This window comes from Mitsuaria chitosanitabida ATCC BAA-476 = NBRC 102408 (genome assembly GCF_001598255.1).
GTDB classification, from domain to species: Bacteria; Pseudomonadota; Gammaproteobacteria; order Burkholderiales; family Burkholderiaceae_C; genus Roseateles; species Roseateles chitosanitabidus.
In genome coordinates, this window is record NZ_BCYP01000036.1 from 93,992 (window position 1) to 114,426 (window position 20,435).

Annotated in this window: 14 protein-coding genes; 6 read left to right on the forward strand and 8 right to left on the reverse strand. The window is 69.0% G+C overall.

Features of this window, described 5'->3' with window-relative positions:
• The gene (locus MCHT01_RS22225; protein ID WP_148661669.1) at nucleotides 1-711 is read left to right on the forward strand and encodes an alpha/beta fold hydrolase; all 711 of its coding nucleotides are present in this window, start codon (nucleotides 1-3) and stop codon (nucleotides 709-711) included.
• A gap of 79 nt (nucleotides 712-790) precedes the next feature.
• On the opposite strand, the gene MCHT01_RS22230 is transcribed toward MCHT01_RS22225, so the two are convergent.
• Both MCHT01_RS22230 and MCHT01_RS22235 read right to left on the reverse strand, forming a co-directional pair.
• The gene (locus tag MCHT01_RS22230) at nucleotides 791-1,348 is read right to left on the reverse strand and encodes a hypothetical protein (RefSeq protein WP_067068882.1); all 558 of its coding nucleotides are present in this window, start codon (nucleotides 1,346-1,348) and stop codon (nucleotides 791-793) included.
• 16 nt (nucleotides 1,349-1,364) lie between these two features.
• Nucleotides 1,365-1,967 (reverse strand): hypothetical protein, encoded by a 603-nt coding sequence (locus tag MCHT01_RS22235; RefSeq protein WP_067068886.1) that lies wholly within the window; start codon nucleotides 1,965-1,967, stop codon nucleotides 1,365-1,367.
• 238 nt (nucleotides 1,968-2,205) lie between these two features.
• On the opposite strand from MCHT01_RS22235, the gene MCHT01_RS22240 reads away from it, so the two are divergent.
• Entirely contained in the window at nucleotides 2,206-3,018 is an 813-nt protein-coding gene (locus tag MCHT01_RS22240) for a class I SAM-dependent methyltransferase (RefSeq protein WP_067068888.1), read from the forward strand.
• A gap of 87 nt (nucleotides 3,019-3,105) precedes the next feature.
• Here the strand turns inward: MCHT01_RS22240 and MCHT01_RS22245 are convergent, their stop codons facing one another.
• From MCHT01_RS22245 to MCHT01_RS22255, 3 genes are all read right to left on the reverse strand, one after another.
• Entirely contained in the window at nucleotides 3,106-4,956 is a 1,851-nt protein-coding gene (locus MCHT01_RS22245) for a putative bifunctional diguanylate cyclase/phosphodiesterase (protein ID WP_067068891.1), read from the reverse strand.
• 239 nt (nucleotides 4,957-5,195) lie between these two features.
• Nucleotides 5,196-7,082 (reverse strand): glycoside hydrolase family 9 protein, encoded by a 1,887-nt coding sequence (locus tag MCHT01_RS22250; RefSeq protein ID WP_148661670.1) that lies wholly within the window; start codon nucleotides 7,080-7,082, stop codon nucleotides 5,196-5,198.
• A 145-nt stretch (nucleotides 7,083-7,227) separates the two neighbouring features.
• Nucleotides 7,228-8,403, reverse strand: coding sequence for a hypothetical protein (locus MCHT01_RS22255; protein WP_067068900.1), 1,176 nt, complete (start codon nucleotides 8,401-8,403; stop codon nucleotides 7,228-7,230).
• Between the two features lie 348 nt (nucleotides 8,404-8,751).
• On the opposite strand from MCHT01_RS22255, the gene MCHT01_RS22260 reads away from it, so the two are divergent.
• The 4 genes from MCHT01_RS22260 (at nucleotide 8,752) to MCHT01_RS22275 (ending at nucleotide 15,201) form a co-directional block, all read left to right on the forward strand.
• Nucleotides 8,752-9,936, forward strand: coding sequence for an ROK family transcriptional regulator (locus tag MCHT01_RS22260; protein ID WP_218017932.1), 1,185 nt, complete (start codon nucleotides 8,752-8,754; stop codon nucleotides 9,934-9,936).
• Between the two features lie 116 nt (nucleotides 9,937-10,052).
• The gene (locus MCHT01_RS22265; RefSeq protein WP_067068906.1) at nucleotides 10,053-11,090 is read left to right on the forward strand and encodes a carbohydrate kinase family protein; all 1,038 of its coding nucleotides are present in this window, start codon (nucleotides 10,053-10,055) and stop codon (nucleotides 11,088-11,090) included.
• Nucleotides 11,091-11,113: 23 nt separating this feature from the next.
• Entirely contained in the window at nucleotides 11,114-12,343 is a 1,230-nt protein-coding gene (locus tag MCHT01_RS22270; protein ID WP_067068909.1) for an MFS transporter, read from the forward strand.
• 143 nt (nucleotides 12,344-12,486) lie between these two features.
• A complete protein-coding gene (locus MCHT01_RS22275; protein WP_148661671.1) occupies nucleotides 12,487-15,201 on the forward strand; it encodes a TonB-dependent receptor in 2,715 nt (904 codons plus the stop codon).
• 194 nt (nucleotides 15,202-15,395) lie between these two features.
• Here MCHT01_RS22275 and MCHT01_RS22280 read toward each other — a convergent pair whose 3' ends face one another.
• The 3 genes from MCHT01_RS22280 to prfB all read right to left on the reverse strand — a co-directional run bounded on the left by MCHT01_RS22280 (nucleotide 15,396) and on the right by prfB (nucleotide 20,435).
• Entirely contained in the window at nucleotides 15,396-16,415 is a 1,020-nt protein-coding gene (locus MCHT01_RS22280; RefSeq protein ID WP_067068912.1) for a class 1 fructose-bisphosphatase, read from the reverse strand.
• Between the two features lie 95 nt (nucleotides 16,416-16,510).
• On the reverse strand, nucleotides 16,511-19,234 hold the full coding sequence (gene pepN / locus MCHT01_RS22285; RefSeq protein ID WP_067068914.1) for an aminopeptidase N: 2,724 nt from the start codon (nucleotides 19,232-19,234) through the stop codon (nucleotides 16,511-16,513).
• A 96-nt stretch (nucleotides 19,235-19,330) separates the two neighbouring features.
• Nucleotides 19,331-20,435, reverse strand: a protein-coding gene (prfB, locus tag MCHT01_RS22290; RefSeq protein ID WP_148661672.1) for a peptide chain release factor 2 whose coding sequence is annotated in 2 segments (ribosomal slippage) — nucleotides 19,331-20,353 and nucleotides 20,355-20,435 — 1,104 coding nt in all. Because the reading frame shifts where the segments join, the coding sequence is not laid out codon by codon here.

Consider the following 20,435-nt stretch of genomic DNA (forward strand, 5'->3'; position numbering starts at 1 on the left):
GTGACGACAGCGCTCGTGCTGCTGCCGGGGATGGACGGCACCGGTGACCTGTTCGGGCCGCTCGTGCGCGAGCTGCCGGCCGACCTGAGGCCGGTGATCGTGCGCTATCCCGTCGATCGGTGGCTCGATGACGAGGCGCTCCTGGCGTTCGTGCGCGCAGCGCTGCCAAGGGAGCAGCCTTTCGTGCTGCTGGGCGAGTCCTTCTCGGGGCCCGTCGCGCTGAGGATCGCGGCGGAGAAGCCGGTGGGTCTGCGCGCGGTGGCGATGTGCGCATCGTTCGCGCGGTATCCGAATCGGATGCTGGCGCCGTTCAAGGGCGTGGCGGCGTGGTTGCCGATGCACTCGATGCCGATGACCGTGATGAGCGCGCTTCTGCTGGGTCGTTTCGCGACGCCGGCGCTGCAAGCCGCCTTGCGCGCGTCGCTGGCGCGGGTGGCGCCGGCGGTGCTGGCGAAGCGAGGCAGCCAGGTGCTGGCATTCGATGCGTTGGACGCGGTCAGCCAGATCCGCGTCCCGTTGCTGTGCCTGCGAGCGACTCGAGATCGCGTGGTGTCGGCGGGCGCGACACGCGAGATCGAGCGCCGGTCAGGCGATTGCCGGGTGATCGACATCGAGGCGCCACACATGCTGCTGCAGTGCTCGCCAAAGGAGGCGGCGGCGGCCATCGCGCAACTGGCGCTAGAACAGCGCGGACGCGGTGCTTCGAACTGAACCGCGGCCCAGGCATCGGACGTGGATGCTGGTAGGGCCGCGACTCATGCAACCTTTCGCGCTTGCGTCAACGCTGTAGTCAGTTCGGCCGAGTCTGCCAAAGAACCAGATCGACCTTCTTCTGATTGGTGATGCCGGACTCCGGATACATCTGATCAAACAGGGCAACCAATGTCCGACCGATCTGCGAGGCGAGGAACTCGTTGACATCGTTCCCGATGTCTTGGTGGACCACGCAGGCATTTGCAAGACGAGCTGCGTCTGTGCGCCTTGGCATCTGACGCTGTACGTTCTGAAGAACCCAGGCGTCGATCACCGGCTTCGTGGGGTCTACGGTCGCAATGATCTTGCTGCTGAACGACGCTTCGAATCGCCCCGTCACTGCGGAGAGGCGTTGAAGCACCGCTGCGAAGTCCTGGCCCGGCTCGCGAGCCGCTTCCAGCACGTTGAAGAAGGTCTCGTGCATTCTGGTCGCGAATCTGACGCGGTAGAAGCCGTTGAACCTTCGTCTGAACTCTGGATCCTCACAGGCGTCCCTCTCCGCGAACCGTCTTTGAAGCCATTGATATCTGCCAAGCCCGTTCTCGATGAGGGGGAGAGTGGCTCGGATCTGATCGACAGTGAGCGTGATCGGCATGTTCGCGTCCTTGGCCTCAACCGTTCTTCATCTCGATATACGTACCCAGGAGCGCCATCCCGACGAAGCCGGCACCCAGCACCATGCCGATCCAGTTCACCCAGGTGAAGCGGTCGTTCTCCGGGTGGCCGGGCGTGACGACGCGGTTGGTCGCGTTCATCGCGTTCTGCAGCGGGATCAGGAAGAGCGGCGCGGCCATCGCGATCCACCACATGGCACCGGGTGCCTTCCACATCAGCGAGCACACGATCCAGGCCGCGGCCATGCCGCCAGCGTTCAGGCGTGGGCCGGGGCCGACCTCGGCGTCGCGCACCTTGGTCCCCAGCGACCAGATGAAGAAGATCGGGAAGATCGCGCGCATCGCCGGCAGGATCGACGAGTGCTCGCGATCACGCACCAGCTTCCACTGCTTGTAGAACCAGTAGACGCTGTAGAACTGCAGCGTGACGGTGCACATCACCACCAGCTTCAGCGGCGACACGGAGAACCAGATCGGCTCTCCCGCCACCTGCAGCGGGGCGATCGGCTCGACGTGGGCCGTGGGCGGCGCGAAACGCGCGTCGAGTTCCTGCGCGGGGTCCGTCGGCACGGTCGGCACGAACGGCGGATGCTGGGACATGAGATTTCCTCCCTCAAGACAGTCGTTGGAAGCCGCGCCGGGGCCGAGTCTGTGCTCGTGAGCTCGCCGGCGCGCGAGGTCCGCATGATGCCGGTGTTGCCCGCCCGTCCTCGATCGGGCCGCCCGGCTCCAGGCGTCCGTCCGTGACGGATTTCGGTGTCCTGGCCGGATCTGTTGACGTGTGCCCGGTCGCGGCCCAGCATCACGCCCGGGGAGGTCGCGAACCAGGAGGTCTCACATGGCCGAGAGCGACAAGGTCTTCGCGGGCTCGATGCCCCGCCTCTATGACGGGCTGATGGTGCCCTTGATCTTCCAGGGCTATGCCGCGCGCACGGCGACGCTGATCGCGTCGTGGTCGCCGCGGGCGGTACTGGAGACGGCCGCCGGGAGCGGCGCGGTCACGCGCTCGCTCGCGCCCAAGCTGGGGGCCGGCGTGCGCTACGTCGTGACCGATCTCAGCCCGGCCATGCTGGAGCTCGCCGCCGAGCGCCAGGGGCCGGACCCGCGCATCGAGTGGCGGCCGGCGGATGCGATGAGCCTGCCTTTCGCCGATGCCAGCTTCGACGTCGTGTGCTGCCAGTTCGGCGCCATGTTCTTCCCCGATCGCTCGGCGGGCTATGCCGAGGCGCGCCGCGTCCTGCGCAAGGGCGGTCGCTTCGTGCTGACGATCTGGGACCGGATCGAGGACAACGAGTTCGCCGACGAGGTGACGCGGGCCGTGGCGACGCTCTTCCCGGACGACCCGCCGCGCTTCCTCGCGCGCACGCCGCATGGGTATCACCAGGTCGCGACGATCCGCGAGGACCTGGGCCGCGCGGGGTTCACCGACATCGCCATCAGCACGCATGCCGAGGTGAGCCGATCCCCATCCGCACGGAACGTCGCCATCGCGTACTGCGAGGGCACGCCCCTGCGCAGCGAGATCGAGGCGCGGGACGCCGGCCTGCTCGCGGAAGCGACGGCTCGCGCGACGGCGGCGATCGCCGCGCGTCACGGAGACGGCCCGGTCGCCAGCAGGATCCAGGCGCATCTGGTCGTGGCCTCGGGCTGAGCCCGATCACGCGGCCGCCATCGGACGTCGGCTGGAGTCGGCAGGTGAGGCTGTAGCGGCCCGGCGGGCGATCGTCGCGGCGGGACATCATGCGCTCCGACGTGCCGGATCCGGTGCGACCGTCGCGCCAGGCAGCGGCACCCGGAACCCCAGGCCGATCAGCTGGTCCAGCGGCATCGGCTTGCCGATGAGGTAGCCCTGGAACAGGTCGCACCCGTGATCGCGCAGCCAGTGCATCTGCGCCGCTGTCTCGACGCCCTCGCACACGCAGCTCAGGCCCAGGCGACGGGACAGGTCCATCATCGCGTCCAGCAGGACCGCGCCCGAGGGCTCCTCGAAGGCGCGCACGAAGGACCGGTCGATCTTGAGCTTGCTCAGCGGCAGGGTCTGCAGTCGGCTCAGCGACGAGTAGCCCGTGCCGAAGTCGTCGATCGAGATCGCGAAGCCGACCTCGGCCAGCTCGCGCAGCTGCTGCGTCGCGTCCTGGCGCGAGGCCATCGCGGCGGATTCGGTCAGCTCCAGCTCGATGTCGGCGGGCTCCAGACCCGCGCCACGCACCACGGCATAGACGATGGACGCGAGGTCCGGGTTCGTCAGCTGCGCCGGGGACAGGTTCACCGCCAGGCGCTTGAGCGGCAGGCCGCGCCGCCGCGCCGCGGCCAGGTCCTCGCAGGCCTTCTTCAGCAGCGCGATGCCCAGTTCATGGATCAGTCCGCTGGACTCCGCCGCCGCGATGAAGACCTCCGGCGAGACGAAGCCCAGCTCCCGATGCTTCCAGCGCGCCAGCGCCTCCGCGACCACCACCTGGCCGCGTGCGTCGACGATGGGCTGGTAGACCAGCTCCAGATGGCCCTTCTCGACGGCGTTCATCAGGTCCAGCCGCAGCTGGTGATGCTTGCGCAGCTCGACGTCGTAGGCGACGTTGAAGATGGATTGCGAGTCCGGCCCGACCTTCTTGGCCGCGCGTAGCGCGACGTTGGCGCGGCGCATCAGCTCGGCGGCCGAGAGCTGCCGCTCGACGGCGACCGCGCCGGCGCTGATCGAGGCGCTCAGCAGCAGGCCCTGATGCTCGATCGGCGCGGCCATCGCGGCGCGCAGCCGGCTCAGCGAGCGCTCCAGCGTCGTGGGGCTCGCGCCGTCCAGCACGAAGGCGAACTCGTCGCCACCGGTGCGGCCCAGCACCCGCACCACCGCGCCCAGGTCCTTCAGGCGCTCGGCGACGGTGAGGATCACGTGGTCACCGACGCTGGAGCCGTGCAGCTCGTTCACCGACTTGAGCTCGTCGATGCCCGCGAGCACCAGCCAGCCCTCGTCGCCCCGCGCGGCCGCCTCGTCCAGGGCCACCCGGAAGGAGGCGCGGTTCAGCAGACCGGTGGCCGCATCGGTGGTCGCGGCCCGGGCCACGCGCTCGGTCCAGATCTCGCGCCGGGCGACGAAGCGCCGGGTCGCCGCGAACCAGATGCCGAAGCCGATCGCCTGCGCGATGAGCAGCACCATCGCGTCGCGGCCGATGTCCTCCATCACGTCGTCGATCACCATGCAGACGGTGGCCGTCCGGGTCGATCCCCGATGCGCGACGGCCTGCGTCGCGCAGGGCCAGCCCAGGCCGGCGCGCAGCTCCGCGTTGAAGGGCGTGTCCGCCGACGCGGCGCGCGTGTCGCATCGGCCGTCGATGCAGACCTCGATCTGCGCGGCGTCGTGGAACTCCTTGAGGGACTGCTCGACGATGTCTGCCGGGGCCATGCCCAGCCCTTGCTGGGCCTCGACATGCTTGAGCACGGCCCCCGAGATGTCCCGCGCCGTGTGTGCCAGCGCCTGGAAGCCGAAGTGCACCGTCATCGCGGCCAGCATCACGAGGGTCAGCAGCGTGGTGGCGGCGAAGTGCCAGCCGTAGAGCGGCGGCCTGGATCGGGCGCTCGTGGTCGCGTTGGTGCTCATGGAGGTCCCCCTGGCCACGGGCGGTCGTGGCTGAGGGGAATTCTTCATGCCGCGCGGGGCACGGCAATCCATGGACCGCTGAACGCGCTGTGCGTGATCCGCCTACAGACGCCCGTGCTGTCCCGGCCGTCGGGGACGCGGCGCCTGCCGCGGCCGTGCCGGCGACGGTCCGGCGGGCGCGCGCCGCGCGTGACCGCCGCGTCCAGGCGCTTGCCCCGATCGGCCGTCTCGTCCCGGGCTCAGCGCGCCATCTCGGTCGCCGCCAGCAGCATCCAGGCCGAGTGCGGGATCCATTGCTCCACCCAGCGCCATTGCTCCCCGTCCGGGCCCGGGGCGAAGGCGATGCCCGCGCCGGTGTCGCTGCCCACCGCGCCGGTGATCCCGTTGGAGAGGCCGCCCACGAACATGTCGCCCGCGCTGGACGCCACCGTCGGCGGATTGCGACGTCCGAACCCGTAGAGCATGGAGATCCCATACGGGTTGCGGCCCAGCGTCCAGTCGATCTGGCTTTGCGCGTAGCCGGCCCATGCCGCCGGGATGCCGAAGCCGGCGCCGGCCGTCGGCGCGACCCGCCGTCCACCGACCACCATGGCCGCGCTCAGCGAGGCCAGCCGCGCGCTCTCGCCCTGCCACCAGTAGCCGGTCTCGTTCTTGTGCGGGATGAAGAAGCCTTCCATCACCGGACCGGAGGCCGTCTTGCCGTCCGGAGCGATCTGGAAGGACTGGCGCGCGTAGTCGAAGGGGTTGGCCACGCGGCGCGTGATCGCGATCTCGTGATCCAGCGAGGCACGGATCGCCGTGTCCGCCTTGGCGCGGCGGGCCTCGTCGGTCTCGACGCTCGCGTAGCGGCTGAGGCTCAACGCCGGCAGGCCGGCCTCGACCGCGTGGTAATAGGGGCGGGACCCGCCATCGGCGATGAAGCCGCCCGCCGGCGTCTGCCGCGCGATCAGCCGGTCGGCGCGATCCCGCGCCGCGGCGAGGAAGCGCGGCTCGCCCGTGGCCTCGAGGAGATCGACCGCGGCCATCAGCGCGGTGTAGTCGTCGATGATGTTCTCGACGCCGTTCGCGCCGTACTGCGCGCTGAACCTCTGCAGGTGATCGAAGGCGCGGATCGCGTCGGCCAGGTAGGTCGCGCCGTCGACATCGCCGTGGCGGCCCGACTGCTTGGCCAGCATCGAGGCCCGCGCCAGCGCGGCGATCGCCATCCCGCCGCCGGCGCGGTAGGCCGATCGGTACAGCGTCGTGTACTTGCCGTCCTCGCCCTCGTAGCCGACGACCATGCGCTCCGCGCCGTCGCCGCCCCACTTGTCGAAGACCGTCGTGTAGAAGTAGCCCTCGGCGTCGAGAATGCGGTGCAGGTAGTCCGCGCCCCAGAAGGCCTCGTCCTGGACGCGCCTGGTCAGCCCCGCGCGGCGGTAGAGCTCGGGCGAGGTCTGCGCCGTGTAGGCCAGCACCCAGGCGACCATCGAGGTCTGCTGCGGGCTGAAGTAGTTGGCGTAGCCCAGGTGCGAGAGGTACTTGCCGGTGTCGCCGCCCGCGTCCTTCCAGCCGCCGTGCACGTCGACGCGGCGGTCGGTCTCGAAGATGCGGATGCTGCGATCGCCCGCGCCGGTGTGGCGGCCGCGATGGAAATAGTCCAGCGTCTTGTCGGCGATGGTCGTGAACAGCGCGCGGTCGCGCACCCGCACCGGCGCGGAGACCACGCGCCTGCCGCCGAGCGTCGCCTCGACGCGGTAATCGCCGGCCTTGTCCAGCGACGAGAAGTCCACCTCGAAATAGCGCTTGCCCGCGCCCCATTCGCTGAACGCGGGCAGCGGCTTGAGCGTGCCCTGCGCGACGGTCTTGCCGCCGGACAGCACGCGATAGCGGCCGCTCCCGGCCGCGCCGGTGGACTCGACGATCGCCCGCTTGGGACCGACGCGCTCCAGCGCGACCTGGTTGATCTGCACCAGCAGCGGGTCCGTGGGCAACTGGACGGACACGGTCGTGACCGATGCGGCGGCGTCGGCGGCCAGCGCGGCGGACGGCAGCGCCCAGGCGCCCAGCGCGGCCATCGCCGCGGCGGCGGTCATCGTCAGGACGGAGCGGCGGCCGTGGCGAGCCAGGTCGGGAGCGAAGGTCTTCATGGCGGGGAGGGCGTCGGTGACGGGGTCAGGGAGAAATCACAAGCCGGAGGCGGGGCACCGCGCACGAACGGCGCCCCGCGGGTCGATGGCATCGGTGGGAGGGATCAGGGGCGTGCCGCGTCAGCGCGCGGCGCGCCGTCGCGGCTCACTGCCACGACATGTTCTTCGACCACTTGATCCCTGACGTCGGGCATTTCCCGCTGTTGCCGGGATAGCTCGCGTTGATGACCTGATTCACCACGCTGACGCTGCCCATCGTCGGGTCCTTCTTGTAGATGTCCAGCGCCATGCTCGCGCGCCAGCAGTTGTCCGGATCGTCGCCCAGGCTGGAGGACTTCAGCCAGCGGATGTACTGGTCCGTCAGGTAGGTGGCGAAGCAGGTCTCGGCGCTGAGGCTGCCGCAGTTGCCGGCCGACTTCACCGAGGAGAAGGCCGAGATGCTGCCGATCGAGCCCGTGTTCACCTGCACCTGGAAGGCCAGGCCCACCAGGTTGTAGCGGTCGAAGGCGGTGAAGCCGATGCCCTTGAGCGCGTTCAGCACCGGGACCAGCTTGTCCTGGTCGATGTGCGCGTAATGGCTCATCACGTACTTGTCCTGCTGCGTGTCGAAGGCCGATTGCAGCGCGCCGCAGATCTTGGTCAGCGCCGCGCGCTTGTTCTTGTCGGAGCGGCTCTTGGACGGATACGGATCCAGCGCCGTGTCGTCCGCCTGGAAGTTGCCCGCCGTCACGCCGGTGACCTGCACGCCCCAGGCCAGCATGTCGGCGTTGGTCGCGTTGCTCTTGCCCAGCACGTAGGGCGCGAAGGCCTTCTTGAAGTAGTCGGGGAAGTCGCCCACCGTGGTGACGCCGACCGGACCGAAGGTGTCGCCGCGGTAGTCGGAGATCCCTTGCGCCGCCTCGTAGTCGACTTCGCAATAGCGCCAGGGGCCGACCTCCTGGTAGTTGGTCGTGCCGTTCTCGGGGTAGGCGTCCATGCTCAGCACGGCCTGCCATTGATTGACCGTCAGCTTGCGGCCCTTGTCGAAGACCGCGCCATAGACGCGCGAGTCGCCGACCGGAATCACGCCCGCCGCGGCGGCGGCCTTGGTGGCGGTGACCAGCGGCTCGCCGGTGGCCGTGTGGGTGTGGGTGTAGAGCCAGCCATCCTGCACGTAGGCGCTGCTGGCGCCGCTCTTGGGGCCGGCCATGCCGGCGACACGGTTGCCCGCCGCCAGGGCCGGCGAGGCCGCGCCGAACGCGGCGGCCAGGGTGGAAGCGGCGAGCAGCGGCAGCGCCGCGCGGCGCGCGAAGCGACGCAGATCAGGTCGAGGAAGTTGCATGGGTTGCCTCTCTGAAGTCGTGTGGCCGTAGCCACGTGGGGGGTCGTAGCCTGCGAGCCGCGCGACTGCTTCCAAGCCGCTCGCCGGCGCCGAATGTAGGAGAGGTTCCGCGCTGCCGTCAATATTTAAAACCAGTGGATGTATTGAAATGTGAGGCCCGGGGCGGGGATTACACTGAGCGCCCGGTCGACCCGCCCCGCACCACGGGGTCCGCGCGGCACGCGTATAACGCTGCCCTGACACCGGGGGCCCGCCCGCCATCCCGGGCGCAACGAACCCAGCAGCCGCATGAGAACGATTGGCCGAGGAGCCACCCAACAGTCCAGTGCCCCGTACAACCGCCGCGTTGTGCTGGATTTCATCCGCCAGCAGGGCGCCGCCTCGCGCAAGGACATCGCGGACATGGTGTCGCTAAGCCCGCAGACGGTGGCCAACATCACGAACGAGCTGGAGGAGTTCGGGCTGATCGTGTCGCGGCGGCAGAAGGTGGACAAGTCGCGCGGCCAGCCGCCGATCGCCTTCGAGCTCAACCCGCAGGCCGGCCATTCCATCGGCATCAGCCTGGAGCCGGGCCGCGCCTCGGCCGCGCTGGTCAACCTGATCGGCGAGATCCAGCACCGCTGCGAGGTCGACATCGACACCACCGATCGCCAGAAGATGCTGGCGACGCTGTTGCAGCTGATCGCGCGCCTGCGCCGCGAATCGACCGATCGGCTCTGGGGCATCGGCATCGCGCTGCCGGGCCCGCTGGGCCATACCGAGATCAGCTTCGTCGGCCCCACCGCGCTGGAAGGACTGAGCGACCTGTCGGTGCTCGAGGAACTGGGCGAGGCCACCGGCCTGCCGCTCTTCCATCGCATCGACAGCGTGGCCGGCGCGCTGGGCGAGACGCTGTTCGGCGTCGCCCGCCACCTGGACGACTTCTTCTACCTGCACCTGGGCATGGGCCTGGGCGGCGCGCTGGTGACGGGGCGCTCGGCCTATCCGGGCGCCAACGGCAACGCCACCGAGATCGGCCACGTGCCCATCGTGCCGGGGGGCCGGGCGTGCTACTGCGGCAACCGCGGCTGCCTGGAGCGCTACGTGTCCATGCACTCGCTGGCCGAGGCGCTGGGCGTGACCGACCACGACGTGTGGATGCTGGACATCGGCGAGCGCCTGAAGAATCCCGACGACGAGGCGCTGCACGCCTGGTGCCGCGAGGCCGCCGACCGGCTGCGCGACGCGGTCGCGATGATCGAGAACATGCTGGACCCGCGCTCCATCGTGATCGGGGGCTCCGCGCCCAAGGTGCTGGTGGAGCACCTGGTGGCGCTGGCCCAGCCCTGGCACCGCTCGGTGCGCGGCGGCGTGGCGGATCCCGCCACGCGCCTGCTGCTGTCGGATCGGCAGGATGACTCCTCGCTGCTCGGCGCCGCGGTGCTGCCGATCTACGAGATGCTCTCGCCCCGCCTGGAAGTGCTGCAGCAGGACCGGCGCGGCACCCTCGACGCGGCCGAGTTGCTGGGCAACAAGCCGATGTCTCGGCGTTAACCCGGACCCGCGCCGATGCGGGGGGCAGGCCCCGCCCGCCGACCTAGGGTAAATACTTCAATCCATTGGATTTAATTATTGACGGGCGGATTCTCGGGCTCCTATAGTCGGCGCCCATGGAAACAGAACGCCAATCGGACCGCTTCACGGAACGTCCTGACATCGCGCCGCTGAGCATCGTCGGCGACGCCGGTGTCGACCTGGTGCTGGGCTCGCTGGAGGGCTGGCCCACGATCGGGACCGAGCTGCTGATGCCGCGCAGCGAGCTGCGCGCCGGCGGCTCCGGCGCCAACTCGGCGCTGGCCGCGCGCCACATCGGGCAACGCGCCCATCTGATCTCCGCCGTCGGCAACGACCAGCTCGGCCACTGGCTGGCCGAGCAGTTCACCGGGCTGCGCACCAGCCTCGAGATCTGCGACTGCGAGACCACCATGTCGGTCGGTCTGATGCACGCCTGCGGCGATCGCAACTTCTTCACCACGCAGGGCCACCTGCAGCGGCTGTCCGCGGCGCATGTGCTCGAGCACCTGCCGGTGGTCGGTCGGCGCGAGCGGGAGGCCCTCGTGGCATCGCCACTGTCGAGCGCGTCCGGCGGCGCGGCCGTCGCGCCGATCGCGCCGATCGCGCTGTTCACCGCGCCCTTCCTGCTGACCGAGCTGCGCGTCGGCTACGAGGCGCTGCTGGCCGAGGCCTCCTCGCGCGGCTATCAGGTCGCGCTGGACACCGGCTGGCCGCCCGAAGGCTGGCGCGACGGCACGCTGGCCGAGGTGCGCGGCTGGCTGCGCCACTGCGACCACCTGCTGATCAACGACCTGGAGGCGCGCAGCATCGCGGCCACCGAGGATCTGGCGCTCGCGCTCAAGCGCATCGGCGCGGAGCTCAAGCCCGGCGCGAGCCTGATCGTGAAGGTCGGGGCGCGCGGCGCGCTGGGCCTGGAGCAGGACCGTCGCGTCGAGCACGCGATCGAGCCGGTCGACATCTTCGACACCATCGGCGCGGGCGACGCCTTCAACGCCGGCTATCTGTCGGCGCGGCTGCGCGCGGCCGGCATGGCCGAGGCGCTGGCCGCCGGCTGCCGCACCGCGGCGGCCATCCTGGCCCGCTTCCCCCGCAAGACCATCCGCGCCGGCGAGTTCGCCGACTGCGTCGCCTGAACGTCCGCATCGAGGCCCCCGCCATGAAGCACCGTGCATTGATCGTCGGCTACATCCTGCTGATCTGGTTCGTGATCTCCTTCGTCACCAACCTGATCGGCCCGCTGATGCCGATCATCATCCAGGACTTCAAGCTGAGCCTGGCCATGGCCGGCTTCCTGCCGTTCTCCTTCTTCCTGGCCTACGGGCTGGTGTCGATCCCGGGCGGGATGCTGGTGGAGGCCAAGGGCTCGCGCACGACCATCCTGGTGGCCTTCTCGCTGAACTTCGTCGGCGCGCTGGCGATCGCGCTGATGCCCAGCTATGCGACGGCCATCGGCGGGCTCTTCGTGATCGGGCTGGGCATGGCGCTGCTGCAGGTGGTGATCAACCCCCTGATGCGCACGGCGGGCGGCGAGGCGCACTTCGCCTTCTTCTCGGTGATGGGGCAACTGGTCTTCGGGCTGGCGTCCTTCCTCAGCCCCTTCGGCTTCAAGCTGCTGATGGAGCGCCCCGACGCGGGCGCGGGCCTGGCGTGGGTCCCCTTCTACTGGATCTTCGCGCTGGCCTTCCTCCTGCTGATCGCGGCCAACCAGACGCTGCCCTTGCCCGAGGTCGAGCTCAAGGACGACGAACGCGCCGGCGGCTGGGCCGCCTACAAGGAGCTGCTCGCGCGCCGCGACGTGAAGCTCTTCTTCCTGGGCATCATGGCTTACGTCGGCACCGAGCAGACGCTCGCCAACTGGATGTCGCAGTTCCTCGCCACGTACCACCACTTCTCCGCGACGGAGGAGGGCGCCGACGCGGTGGGCCGCTTCTGGGGGCTGATGTCGCTGGGCTGTCTGCTCGGGCTGGGGCTGCTGAAGCTGCTGGACTCGCGCGTCGTGCTGGCGGGCTTCACCGTGCTGGCCATCGGCTGCGCCGCGATCGCGCTGTTCGGGCCGGCGGGCGCGGCGCTGTGGGCCTTCCCGCTGTGCGGCTTCTTCCTGTCGGTGATGTTCTCGGTGGTCTTCTCGCTGGGGCTGAACTCGGTCCCGCGGCATCACGGCGCCTTCTCCGGCGTGCTGTGCACCGGCATCCTCGGCGGCGCGGTCGTGCCCATGATCGTCGGCGTGCTCGGCGACGCCATCGGACTGCGCGCCGCGATGGGCGTGGTCTTCCTGACCCTGATCTACATCCTGGGCGTCAGCGCCTGGGCCCGGCCGCTGGTGCGCAACGAGACGGTCCCGCTGTCGCGCCTGATCGCGCAGCTCAAACCCCGGCAGCAAGCCTGAATCCCTGTTCCCGCGAGCCACGGCCAGCCCGGCCGGGACGCGTCACGCCCCTACGACCGCCCTGGCGCACGCGCCGCGGTCCGACGACAAGAACGCAGAGACATCCCGAGATACATCAAGAGAGACCCAAGGAGAAGAGGACGATGAGAACCCCCCATGCGGCGACCCGACGCGGCGCCTTCACCCGCACGATGACGGCCGCGGCGGCCGCCTGGCTGGCCTGCGCCGCGGCCCACGCGCAAGACCTGCCCCCCGAGCAGAAGTCCGTCGCGGCCGCCGACGCGGCCAAGGACGCGAAGGACGCCAAGGGCGAGAAGGGCGAGAAGGACAAGGACGCGCTGCCCACCGTCATGATCAACGCGACGCGCGTGAGCTCCAGCCTGCTGAAGACGCCGGTGGCCGTCACCGCGATCACGCAGGAGGCGCTGAGCCGCGAGGGCATCCATGACGTGCGCGGCTTGTCGGGCACGGTGCCCAACCTGCAGATCTCCTCGGGCGCGGACTCGGGCGTGCAGGTCAGCATCCGCGGCATCGGCTCGTCCAACTTCACCGAGATCGGCGACCCCGCCGTCGGCCTGCACGTGGGCGGCTTGTACTCGCCGCGGCCGCAGGGCGCGCTGGCGCTGATGTTCGACCTCGAGCAGGTCGAGGTGCTGCGCGGCCCGCAGGGCACGCTGTTCGGGCGCAACTCGACGGGCGGCAGCATCAACATCCTGCCGGCCAAGCCGGAGTTCGGCGAGACCTACGGCAGCATGGAGGTCGACGTCGGCAACTTCCGCAAGCGCCAGGTCAACGTGATCCAGAACATCGCGGTCAACGACAGCCTGGCGCTGCGCGCCACGCTGACGAAGATCCGCCGCGACGGCTGGATCCATCAGCAGCAGGACTTCACCGAGGCCAACGTGCCCGCCAACGGCTTCGTGCCGGACGGCGTGCCCGACGTCGACCAGCGCCGCAACACGCTGGTCAAGGGCAGCCGCTACTACTACAACCGCGACGAATGGGCGGCGCGCATCGCGGGCCGGCTCAAGCTGGGCAGCGACGTGGAATGGCTGCTGGCCTACGAGCGCTTCCAGAACAACGGCGCCGGCGAAGTCGCGATGAAGGACTGCGACATGGCGGCCGGCACGGCCTTCGCGTGCACCGGCGGCAAGTGGGACGTGAAGATCAACGTGCCGGGCAAGACCGACATGTCGATCGGGACGCTGCGCTCCAACCTGGTCTGGAACATCAATGCCAACAGCAGCCTGGAGTACGGCTTCGCGCTGGCGGACCAGCGGCGCTCGCAGCAGTCGGACGACGATGCCGGCTACCAGCCGATTCCCAGCCAGGTCACCGTGCATCTGCCGGTGGGCGCGGACGGCGACTTCGGCACCTGGCCGATCAAGGACGAGGGCTCGTACACGCTGGGCTCCAAGTACAAGTCGCAGGTGCATGAGCTGCAGTACAAGGTCCACACCGACGCGCTGCAGCTGGTGACGGGCCTGTTCTGGATGCACGAGAAGAACGCGATCGACTACGCGCAGGAGCAGCTGGTCACCGCGCCCTACGGCTTCCCGACCAGCCAGTACTACCACCAGCCCGATCGTCAGATCGATGCGAAGGCGCTCTTCGCGCAGGCGGACTGGAAGTTCGCGCCGACCTGGACGGCGACGCTGGGCGGCCGTTTCAGCCGCGACAAGAAGGCCGACCAGGGCGGCCAGGTCTACGGCGGCTGGGACGGCTCGACGCCGGCCTACTACAACGGCCTCTTCGATCCGGGCACGCCGGGGACGCCGGGCTTCCGCGCCCACAACGGCCGCGACCTGACCGAGCAGATGGGGCCCTTCGCCGGTCCGGGCGCCTATGGTCTGTGGGGCGAGCCCGCGGGCAACGACCATTCGCAGACCTGGAAGAAGTTCACCTACCGCCTGGGCCTGCAGAAGCAGCTGACGCCGCTGGACATGGTCTACGCCTCGCTCGCGACCGGCTACAAGGCGGGCGGCTTCGGTGACAAGGACGACGCCTGCGGCGGCAAGGAATGCGTGGACGGCCCGCCGGGACCGCACTACAACTTCTTCCCCTACAAGCCGGAGACGGTGACCAACCTGGAGTTCGGCTACAAGGGCCTGCTGCTCAACAAGCGGATGAGCCTGTCGGCGACGGTCTTCTTCAGCCGCTACAAGGACATGCAGGTCACGGGCGACTTCTTCGCCGCCAAGGTCAAGCACGACGGTCCTTGCCCGGACGACAACCCGACCTGCGACATCGTCACCAAGTGGCAGACGGTCAACGTCGGCGTGGTCGACATCCCGGGCCTGGAGCTGGAGCTCGACTACAAGCCCTGGACGGGCGCCCGCCTGGGAGCCTTCTTCAGCTACATCGACAGCAAGGTCAAGGACTACCCGTCCTACAGCGACAGCTGGAACTGCGGCGTGCGCGCGGACGTCGGCGCCCCGCCTTGCCCGGACCCGTACACCGGTCCGATCCGCGAGTTCGCCGGCCGCCAGATCCTGGACATCACCGGCCACCACCTGCCGCTGTCGCCCAAGTACAGCTTCGGCGTGAACTTCGCGCAGACCTTCCAGCTCGGCAACGGCTGGGAACTGACGCCGTGGGTCAACGTGAAGTGGCAGGACAAGATGTACTTCTCGCTGCTGAACCTGGACAACGCGCATGTCGGCGATGTGCAGAAGGCCTTCGCCAAGGTGGACGCGAGCGTGAAGCTGGCCTCGCCCAAGGGCTGGCGCGCCGAGCTCTACGTGCTGAACGCCACCAACAAGATGACGCGCAACTCCGCGCAGGATGGCGGCGGCTTCGTGCGGGGGTATTGGAACGATCCGCGGACCTTCGGGCTGCGGGTGGGAATCGACTACTGATCGCGTCGATCACGGCGTCACGGCGCCACGGCGTCGCGGCGTCGCGGCGGACAAGGTGACGCGGGGCAAGACCTGGCCCTGCGTCGCCGACCTCCGCAACAGGGATCCTGGAAATGCAGAAGGCCGCTCATGGAGCGGCCTTCGTTCTTCTCGGGCTGGCGCCAGGGGCGTCGACACCGCTCAGCGTGCGGGCATCAAGGCGCCTTCGCTGCATCCAGGTGATATTGCGTCACCCGCTCGACTTCATTCTTGGAGCCCAGCACCACGGCCACGCGCTCGTGCAGCTTGGTCGGTTGCAGCTCCATGATGCGCTGCTTGCCGTTGGTGGCGGCGCCGCCGGCCTGCTCGACGAGGAAGGCCATCGGGTTGGCTTCGTACATCAGGCGCAGCTTGCCGGCCTTGTTGGGCTCGCGCTTGTCCCAGGGATACATGAAGATGCCGCCCCGCGTCAGGATGCGATGCACGTCCGCCACCATCGACGCGATCCAGCGCATGTTGAAGTCCTTGCCGCGCGGTCCCGTCGTGCCGGCCAGGCACTCGTCGATGTAGCGCTTCACCGGCTCGTCCCAATGCCGCATGTTGGACATGTTGATCGCGAACTCCTTGGTGTCCGCGGGGATCTTCACGTCGTCGGCGGTCAGCACCCACGAGCCCTGCTCGCGGTCCAGCGTGAACATCGCCACGCCGTCGCCCACCGTCAGCACCAGCGTGGTCTGCGGACCGTAGACGCAGTAACCCGCCACCGCCTGCGAGGTGCCGGGCTGCAGGAAGTCCTCCTCGCTGACGCCCTTGCTGCCCTCGGCCTTCTTCAGCACCGAGAAGATGGTGCCGATCGAGACGTTGACGTCGATGTTGCTGGAGCCGTCCAGCGGATCGAACATCAGCAGGTACTCGCCCTGCGGATAGCGATTGGGCACCAGGTAGATGCTGTCCATCTCCTCCGAGGCCATGGCGGCCAGGTGACCGCCCCATTCGTTGGCTTCGATCAGGACCTCGTTGGCGATGATGTCCAGCTTCTTCTGGACTTCGCCCTGGACGTTCTCGGACCCGGCGCTGCCGAGCACGTCACCCAGCGCGCCCTTGTTGACGCTGATGGCGATGCGCTTGCAGGCGCGGGCCACGACCTCGATCAGCAGACGCAGCTGCTGCGGGATGTGGCCGTGCAGGCGCTGCTGCTCGACGAGGTATTGGGTCAGGCTGACGCGACGACTCATGAAACGACTCCGGAGGTTGAAATTCGGTACGGTCCGCGGGCCCGGGCAAGGGGAGGTCCCGGCATCGGCCATCGGCCGACGCCGGGGTGGCCTCGTCAGCCCTGGGCGGCCTCGGCCGGCTCGGCGGCCGGGCGCGGGTCCAGCGCGAGCGCGCGCTCGACGATCTCGCGCACGTCGTTGGACAGGTCGGGCTTGGCGGCCACGCGGACGATGGCCTCGCGGGCGGCGCTGCGATAGGGCTGGGCCAGGGCGGTCCAGCGGTCCATCACGCGGGCCAGACGGCCGGCGACCTGCGGGTTGATCGCGTCCAGCGCCAGCACCTGCTCGGCCCAGAAGACGTAGCCCGCCGCATCGGCGCGATGGAAGGCCGCCGGGTTGAACATGCACAGCGAGAAGATCAGGCTGCGCGCGCGGTTCGGGTTCTTCAGCGTGAAGTCGGGATGCTTCATCAGCTGCTTCACCCGCGCGAAGGTCTTGCCCTCATGCTCGGCGGCGCGGCCCTGCAGCGCGAACCACTTGTCGATGACCAGCGGGTCGCCCTTGAACTGCGCATGGAAGCGGGCCAGCGCGCTGTCGGCCAGCTCGGCCTGCGCGTGGACCAGCGCGGCCAGCGCGCCCAGACGGTCGGTCATGTTGCCGGCGTCCTTGAAGCGCTGGTACGCGCGGCCCGGCCAGACGCCGTCACCGTTGCGGGTGGCGTTCAGGACCAGCATGGACAGCGCCAGGTTGGCCAGCGCGCGCTTGCCGCTCTGGACCGGATCGGGCTGGTAGCCGCCGGCGATCTGGTGCTCCTCGAAGGCCCAGACCCAGTCGGCCTGCAGCGCGGTGGCGAGCTGCGTCTGCGCGGCCTCGACGGCGGCGTGGATGGCTTGCGGATCGACCTCGGCCAGCTGCTCGGCGATGTAGGCCTCGTCCGGCAGTTGCAGCGCCAGCGCCTTGAAGGCGGGATCCAGCGCCGGGTTGCGCAGCACCGCGCGCATCGCGTCGAGGTAGGCCGCGTCCAGCGTCAGCTTCTGGCCGCCGCGCACGGCGCCCAGGATGCGCGCCAGCGCCAGGCGCTGGCTGGCTTCCCAGCGGTTGAAGGCGTCGCTGTCGTGCTTGAGCAGCGTCAGCAGCTCGGCATCGCCCAGGCCGTCGTCCAGCACCACCGGCGCGGAGAAGCCGCGCAGCAGCGACGGGACCGGCTCGCTCGGGACGTTGATGAACACGAACTGCTGCTCGGCCGCGTCCAGCACCACGACGCGCTCGGTCTCGGTGGCGCCCGCGGCGCCGTCCTCGCCCTGCAGCATCAGCGGCAAGGCCTGACCCTCGCGGCTCAGCAGGCCCAGCGCGACCGGGATCACCTGCGGCTGCTTGCCGTCCTGGCCCGGCGTGGCGGGCGTGATCTGCTGCAGCGTCAGCGTGTAGGTCTGCGCGGCGGCGTCGTACTGGCCGCGCGCTTGCAGACGCGGCGTGCCGGCCTGCGAGTACCAGCGCTTGAACGCGTCCAGGCGGGTGGACAGCGCGGAGCCGGGGTTGGCGTCGGCGATCGCCTGCGCGAAGTCGTCGCAGGTCACGGCCTGGCCGTCATGGCGCTCGAAGTACAGCGACATGCCCTTGCCGAAGCCCTCGCGGCCGACCAGGGTCTGGTACATCCGCACCACTTCCGCGCCCTTGTTGTAGACGGTGGCGGTGTAGAAGTTGTTGATCTCGACGTACTGGTCCGGGCGCACCGGGTGGGCCATCGCGCCCGCGTCCTCGGGGAACTGGCCGGCGCGCAGCGCGCGCACGTCCTGGATGCGGCAGACGGCGCGCGCGCTGGGCGTCGCGGCCATGTCCTGGCTGAACTCCTGATCGCGGAAGACCGTCAGGCCTTCCTTGAGCGACAGCTGGAACCAGTCACGGCAGGTGACGCGGTTGCCGGTCCAGTTGTGGAAGTACTCGTGCGCGACGATGGACTCGATGCGGTGGAAGTCCGCGTCGGTGGCGGTGGCGGGCGAGGCCAGCAGCGCCGAGGTGTTGAAGATGTTCAACCCCTTGTTCTCCATCGCGCCCATGTTGAAGTCGGACACGCCGACCACCATGAAGCGCTCCAGATCCAGCGGCAGCTTGAAGCGGGCCTCGTCCCACACGACCGAGGCGATCAGCGAGTTCATCGCGTGCTCGGTCTTCTCCAGGTCGCCCTGGCGGACGAAGACCTGCAGCAGATGGTCCTTGCCGCCGCGGGTGCGGACGCGCTGCTCGCGCGCGACCAGGTCGCCGGCCACCAGCGCGAAGAGATAGCTGGGCTTGGGGAAGGGGTCGTGCCACTTGGCCAGATGGCGGCCGTTGTCGAGCTCGGCGGTCTCCAGCAGGTTGCCGTTGGACAGCAGCACCGGGTACTTGGCCTTGTCGGCGCGCATCGTCACCGTGTAGACCGCCATCACGTCGGGGCGGTCCAGGAAATACGTGATGCGGCGGAAGCCCTCGGCCTCGCACTGGGTGAAGAAGCCGCCGCCGGAGGTGTACAGGCCGGACAGCGCGGTGTTCTTCTCGGGCGCGCAGGTGTTGCGGATCTCGAGCGTGAAATCGGCGTCGGGGACGTTGTCGATGATCAGCTCATGGCCTTCCTGGCGGAAGGAGACGCTCTCGCCGTCGATCAGCACGCGCAGCAGGTTGAGTTCCTCGCCATGCAGGCGCAGCGGGCCGTGGGCCACCGCGGCGTTGCGCTCCAGGCGCATCTTGCTGGTGACCAGCGTCTTGGCCGGATCGAGGTCGAAGCACAGGTCGACGGTACGGATCCAGAAGATCGGCGCGACGTAGTCCTCGCGGCGGATCAGGGTGGCAGTGCCTTCACGCATGGCGGGCTTCCTTGTGGGATGGGTGCTCGCGCACCGAGTGATTTCTTGTGGTGTCGAGGGCAGGGGCTCCCCCTCTCCGCGGGAGCCCCTGGCGCATCACACGCCCTGCTTCAGGGACGCCGTGATGAACGCGTCGAGGTCGCCGTCCAGCACCTTCTGGGTGTTGGAGATCTCGACGTTGGTGCGCAGGTCCTTGATGCGGCTCTGGTCCAGCACGTACGAGCGGATCTGGTGGCCCCAGCCCACGTCGGTCTTGCTGTCCTCGAGCTTCTGCTGCTCGGCCTGGCGCTTCTTCATCTCGTGGTCGTACAGACGCGAGCGCAGGCGCTTCCAGGCGACGTCTCGGTTGCTGTGCTGGCTGCGGCCGTCCTGGCACTGCACCACGATGCCGGTCGGGATGTGGGTCAGGCGCACCGCCGAGTCGGTCTTGTTGATGTGCTGACCACCGGCGCCGGACGCGCGGTAGGTGTCGGTGCGGACGTCCGACGGGTTGATGTCGATCTCGATCGAATCATCCACTTCCGGGTACACGAACAGCGAGGCGAAGCTGGTGTGGCGGCCGCCGGAGGAGTCGAACGGGCTCTTGCGGACCAGACGGTGCACGCCGGACTCGGTGCGCAGCAGACCGAAGGCGTACTCGCCCTCGACCTTGATGGTGGCGCTCTTGATGCCGGCGACCTCGTCGTCGGTCTGTTCCTCGACCTCGGCCTTGAAGCCCTTGCGCTCACAGTACTTCAGGTACTGGCGCAGCAGCATGCCGGCCCAGTCGCAGGCCTCGGTGCCGCCGGCGCCGGCCTGGATGTCGATGAAGCAGTTGCTCGGGTCGGCCGGGTTGTTGAACATCCGGCGGAACTCGAGTTCCTCGACCATCTCGGTGAGCTTGGCCGAGTCGGCCTCGATGGTCTGCAGGCCGACGATGTCGTTCTCTTCCTTCGACATCTCGTAGAGCTCGAGGTTGTCGGAGAGATTCGACGTCAGGTGGTTGATGGTCTCGACGACCTTGTCGAGGGTGCGCTTCTCCTTGCCCAGTTCCTGGGCGCGCTTGGGGTCGTTCCAGACGTTGGGGTTCTCGAGAGCCGCGTTGACCTCGTTCAACCGCAGGGATTTGCGGTCGTAGTCAAAGGTACCCCCGGAGCGCGTCAGTACGCGCTTGCAGATCGGCCAGAGCGGTGCCGATCGCGTTGATTTGCTCGATGTCCAT

Excerpts from the sequence above, each read along its gene's own strand:
- MCHT01_RS22230 (WP_067068882.1), bottom strand. The coding sequence starts at position 1,348 with ATGCCGATCACGCTCACTGTCGATCAGATCCGAGCCACTCTCCCCCTC.
- MCHT01_RS22235 (WP_067068886.1), bottom strand. The coding sequence starts at position 1,967 with ATGTCCCAGCATCCGCCGTTCGTGCCGACCGTGCCGACGGACCCCGCG.
- MCHT01_RS22240 (WP_067068888.1), top strand. The coding sequence starts at position 2,206 with ATGGCCGAGAGCGACAAGGTCTTCGCGGGCTCGATGCCCCGCCTCTAT.
- MCHT01_RS22245 (WP_067068891.1), bottom strand. The coding sequence starts at position 4,956 with ATGAGCACCAACGCGACCACGAGCGCCCGATCCAGGCCGCCGCTCTAC.
- MCHT01_RS22250 (WP_148661670.1), bottom strand. The coding sequence starts at position 7,082 with ATGAAGACCTTCGCTCCCGACCTGGCTCGCCACGGCCGCCGCTCCGTC.
- MCHT01_RS22255 (WP_067068900.1), bottom strand. The coding sequence starts at position 8,403 with ATGCAACTTCCTCGACCTGATCTGCGTCGCTTCGCGCGCCGCGCGGCG.
- MCHT01_RS22265 (WP_067068906.1), top strand. The coding sequence starts at position 10,053 with ATGGAAACAGAACGCCAATCGGACCGCTTCACGGAACGTCCTGACATC.
- MCHT01_RS22270 (WP_067068909.1), top strand. The coding sequence starts at position 11,114 with ATGAAGCACCGTGCATTGATCGTCGGCTACATCCTGCTGATCTGGTTC.
- MCHT01_RS22275 (WP_148661671.1), top strand. The coding sequence starts at position 12,487 with ATGAGAACCCCCCATGCGGCGACCCGACGCGGCGCCTTCACCCGCACG.
- MCHT01_RS22280 (WP_067068912.1), bottom strand. The coding sequence starts at position 16,415 with ATGAGTCGTCGCGTCAGCCTGACCCAATACCTCGTCGAGCAGCAGCGC.
- pepN (WP_067068914.1), bottom strand. The coding sequence starts at position 19,234 with ATGCGTGAAGGCACTGCCACCCTGATCCGCCGCGAGGACTACGTCGCG.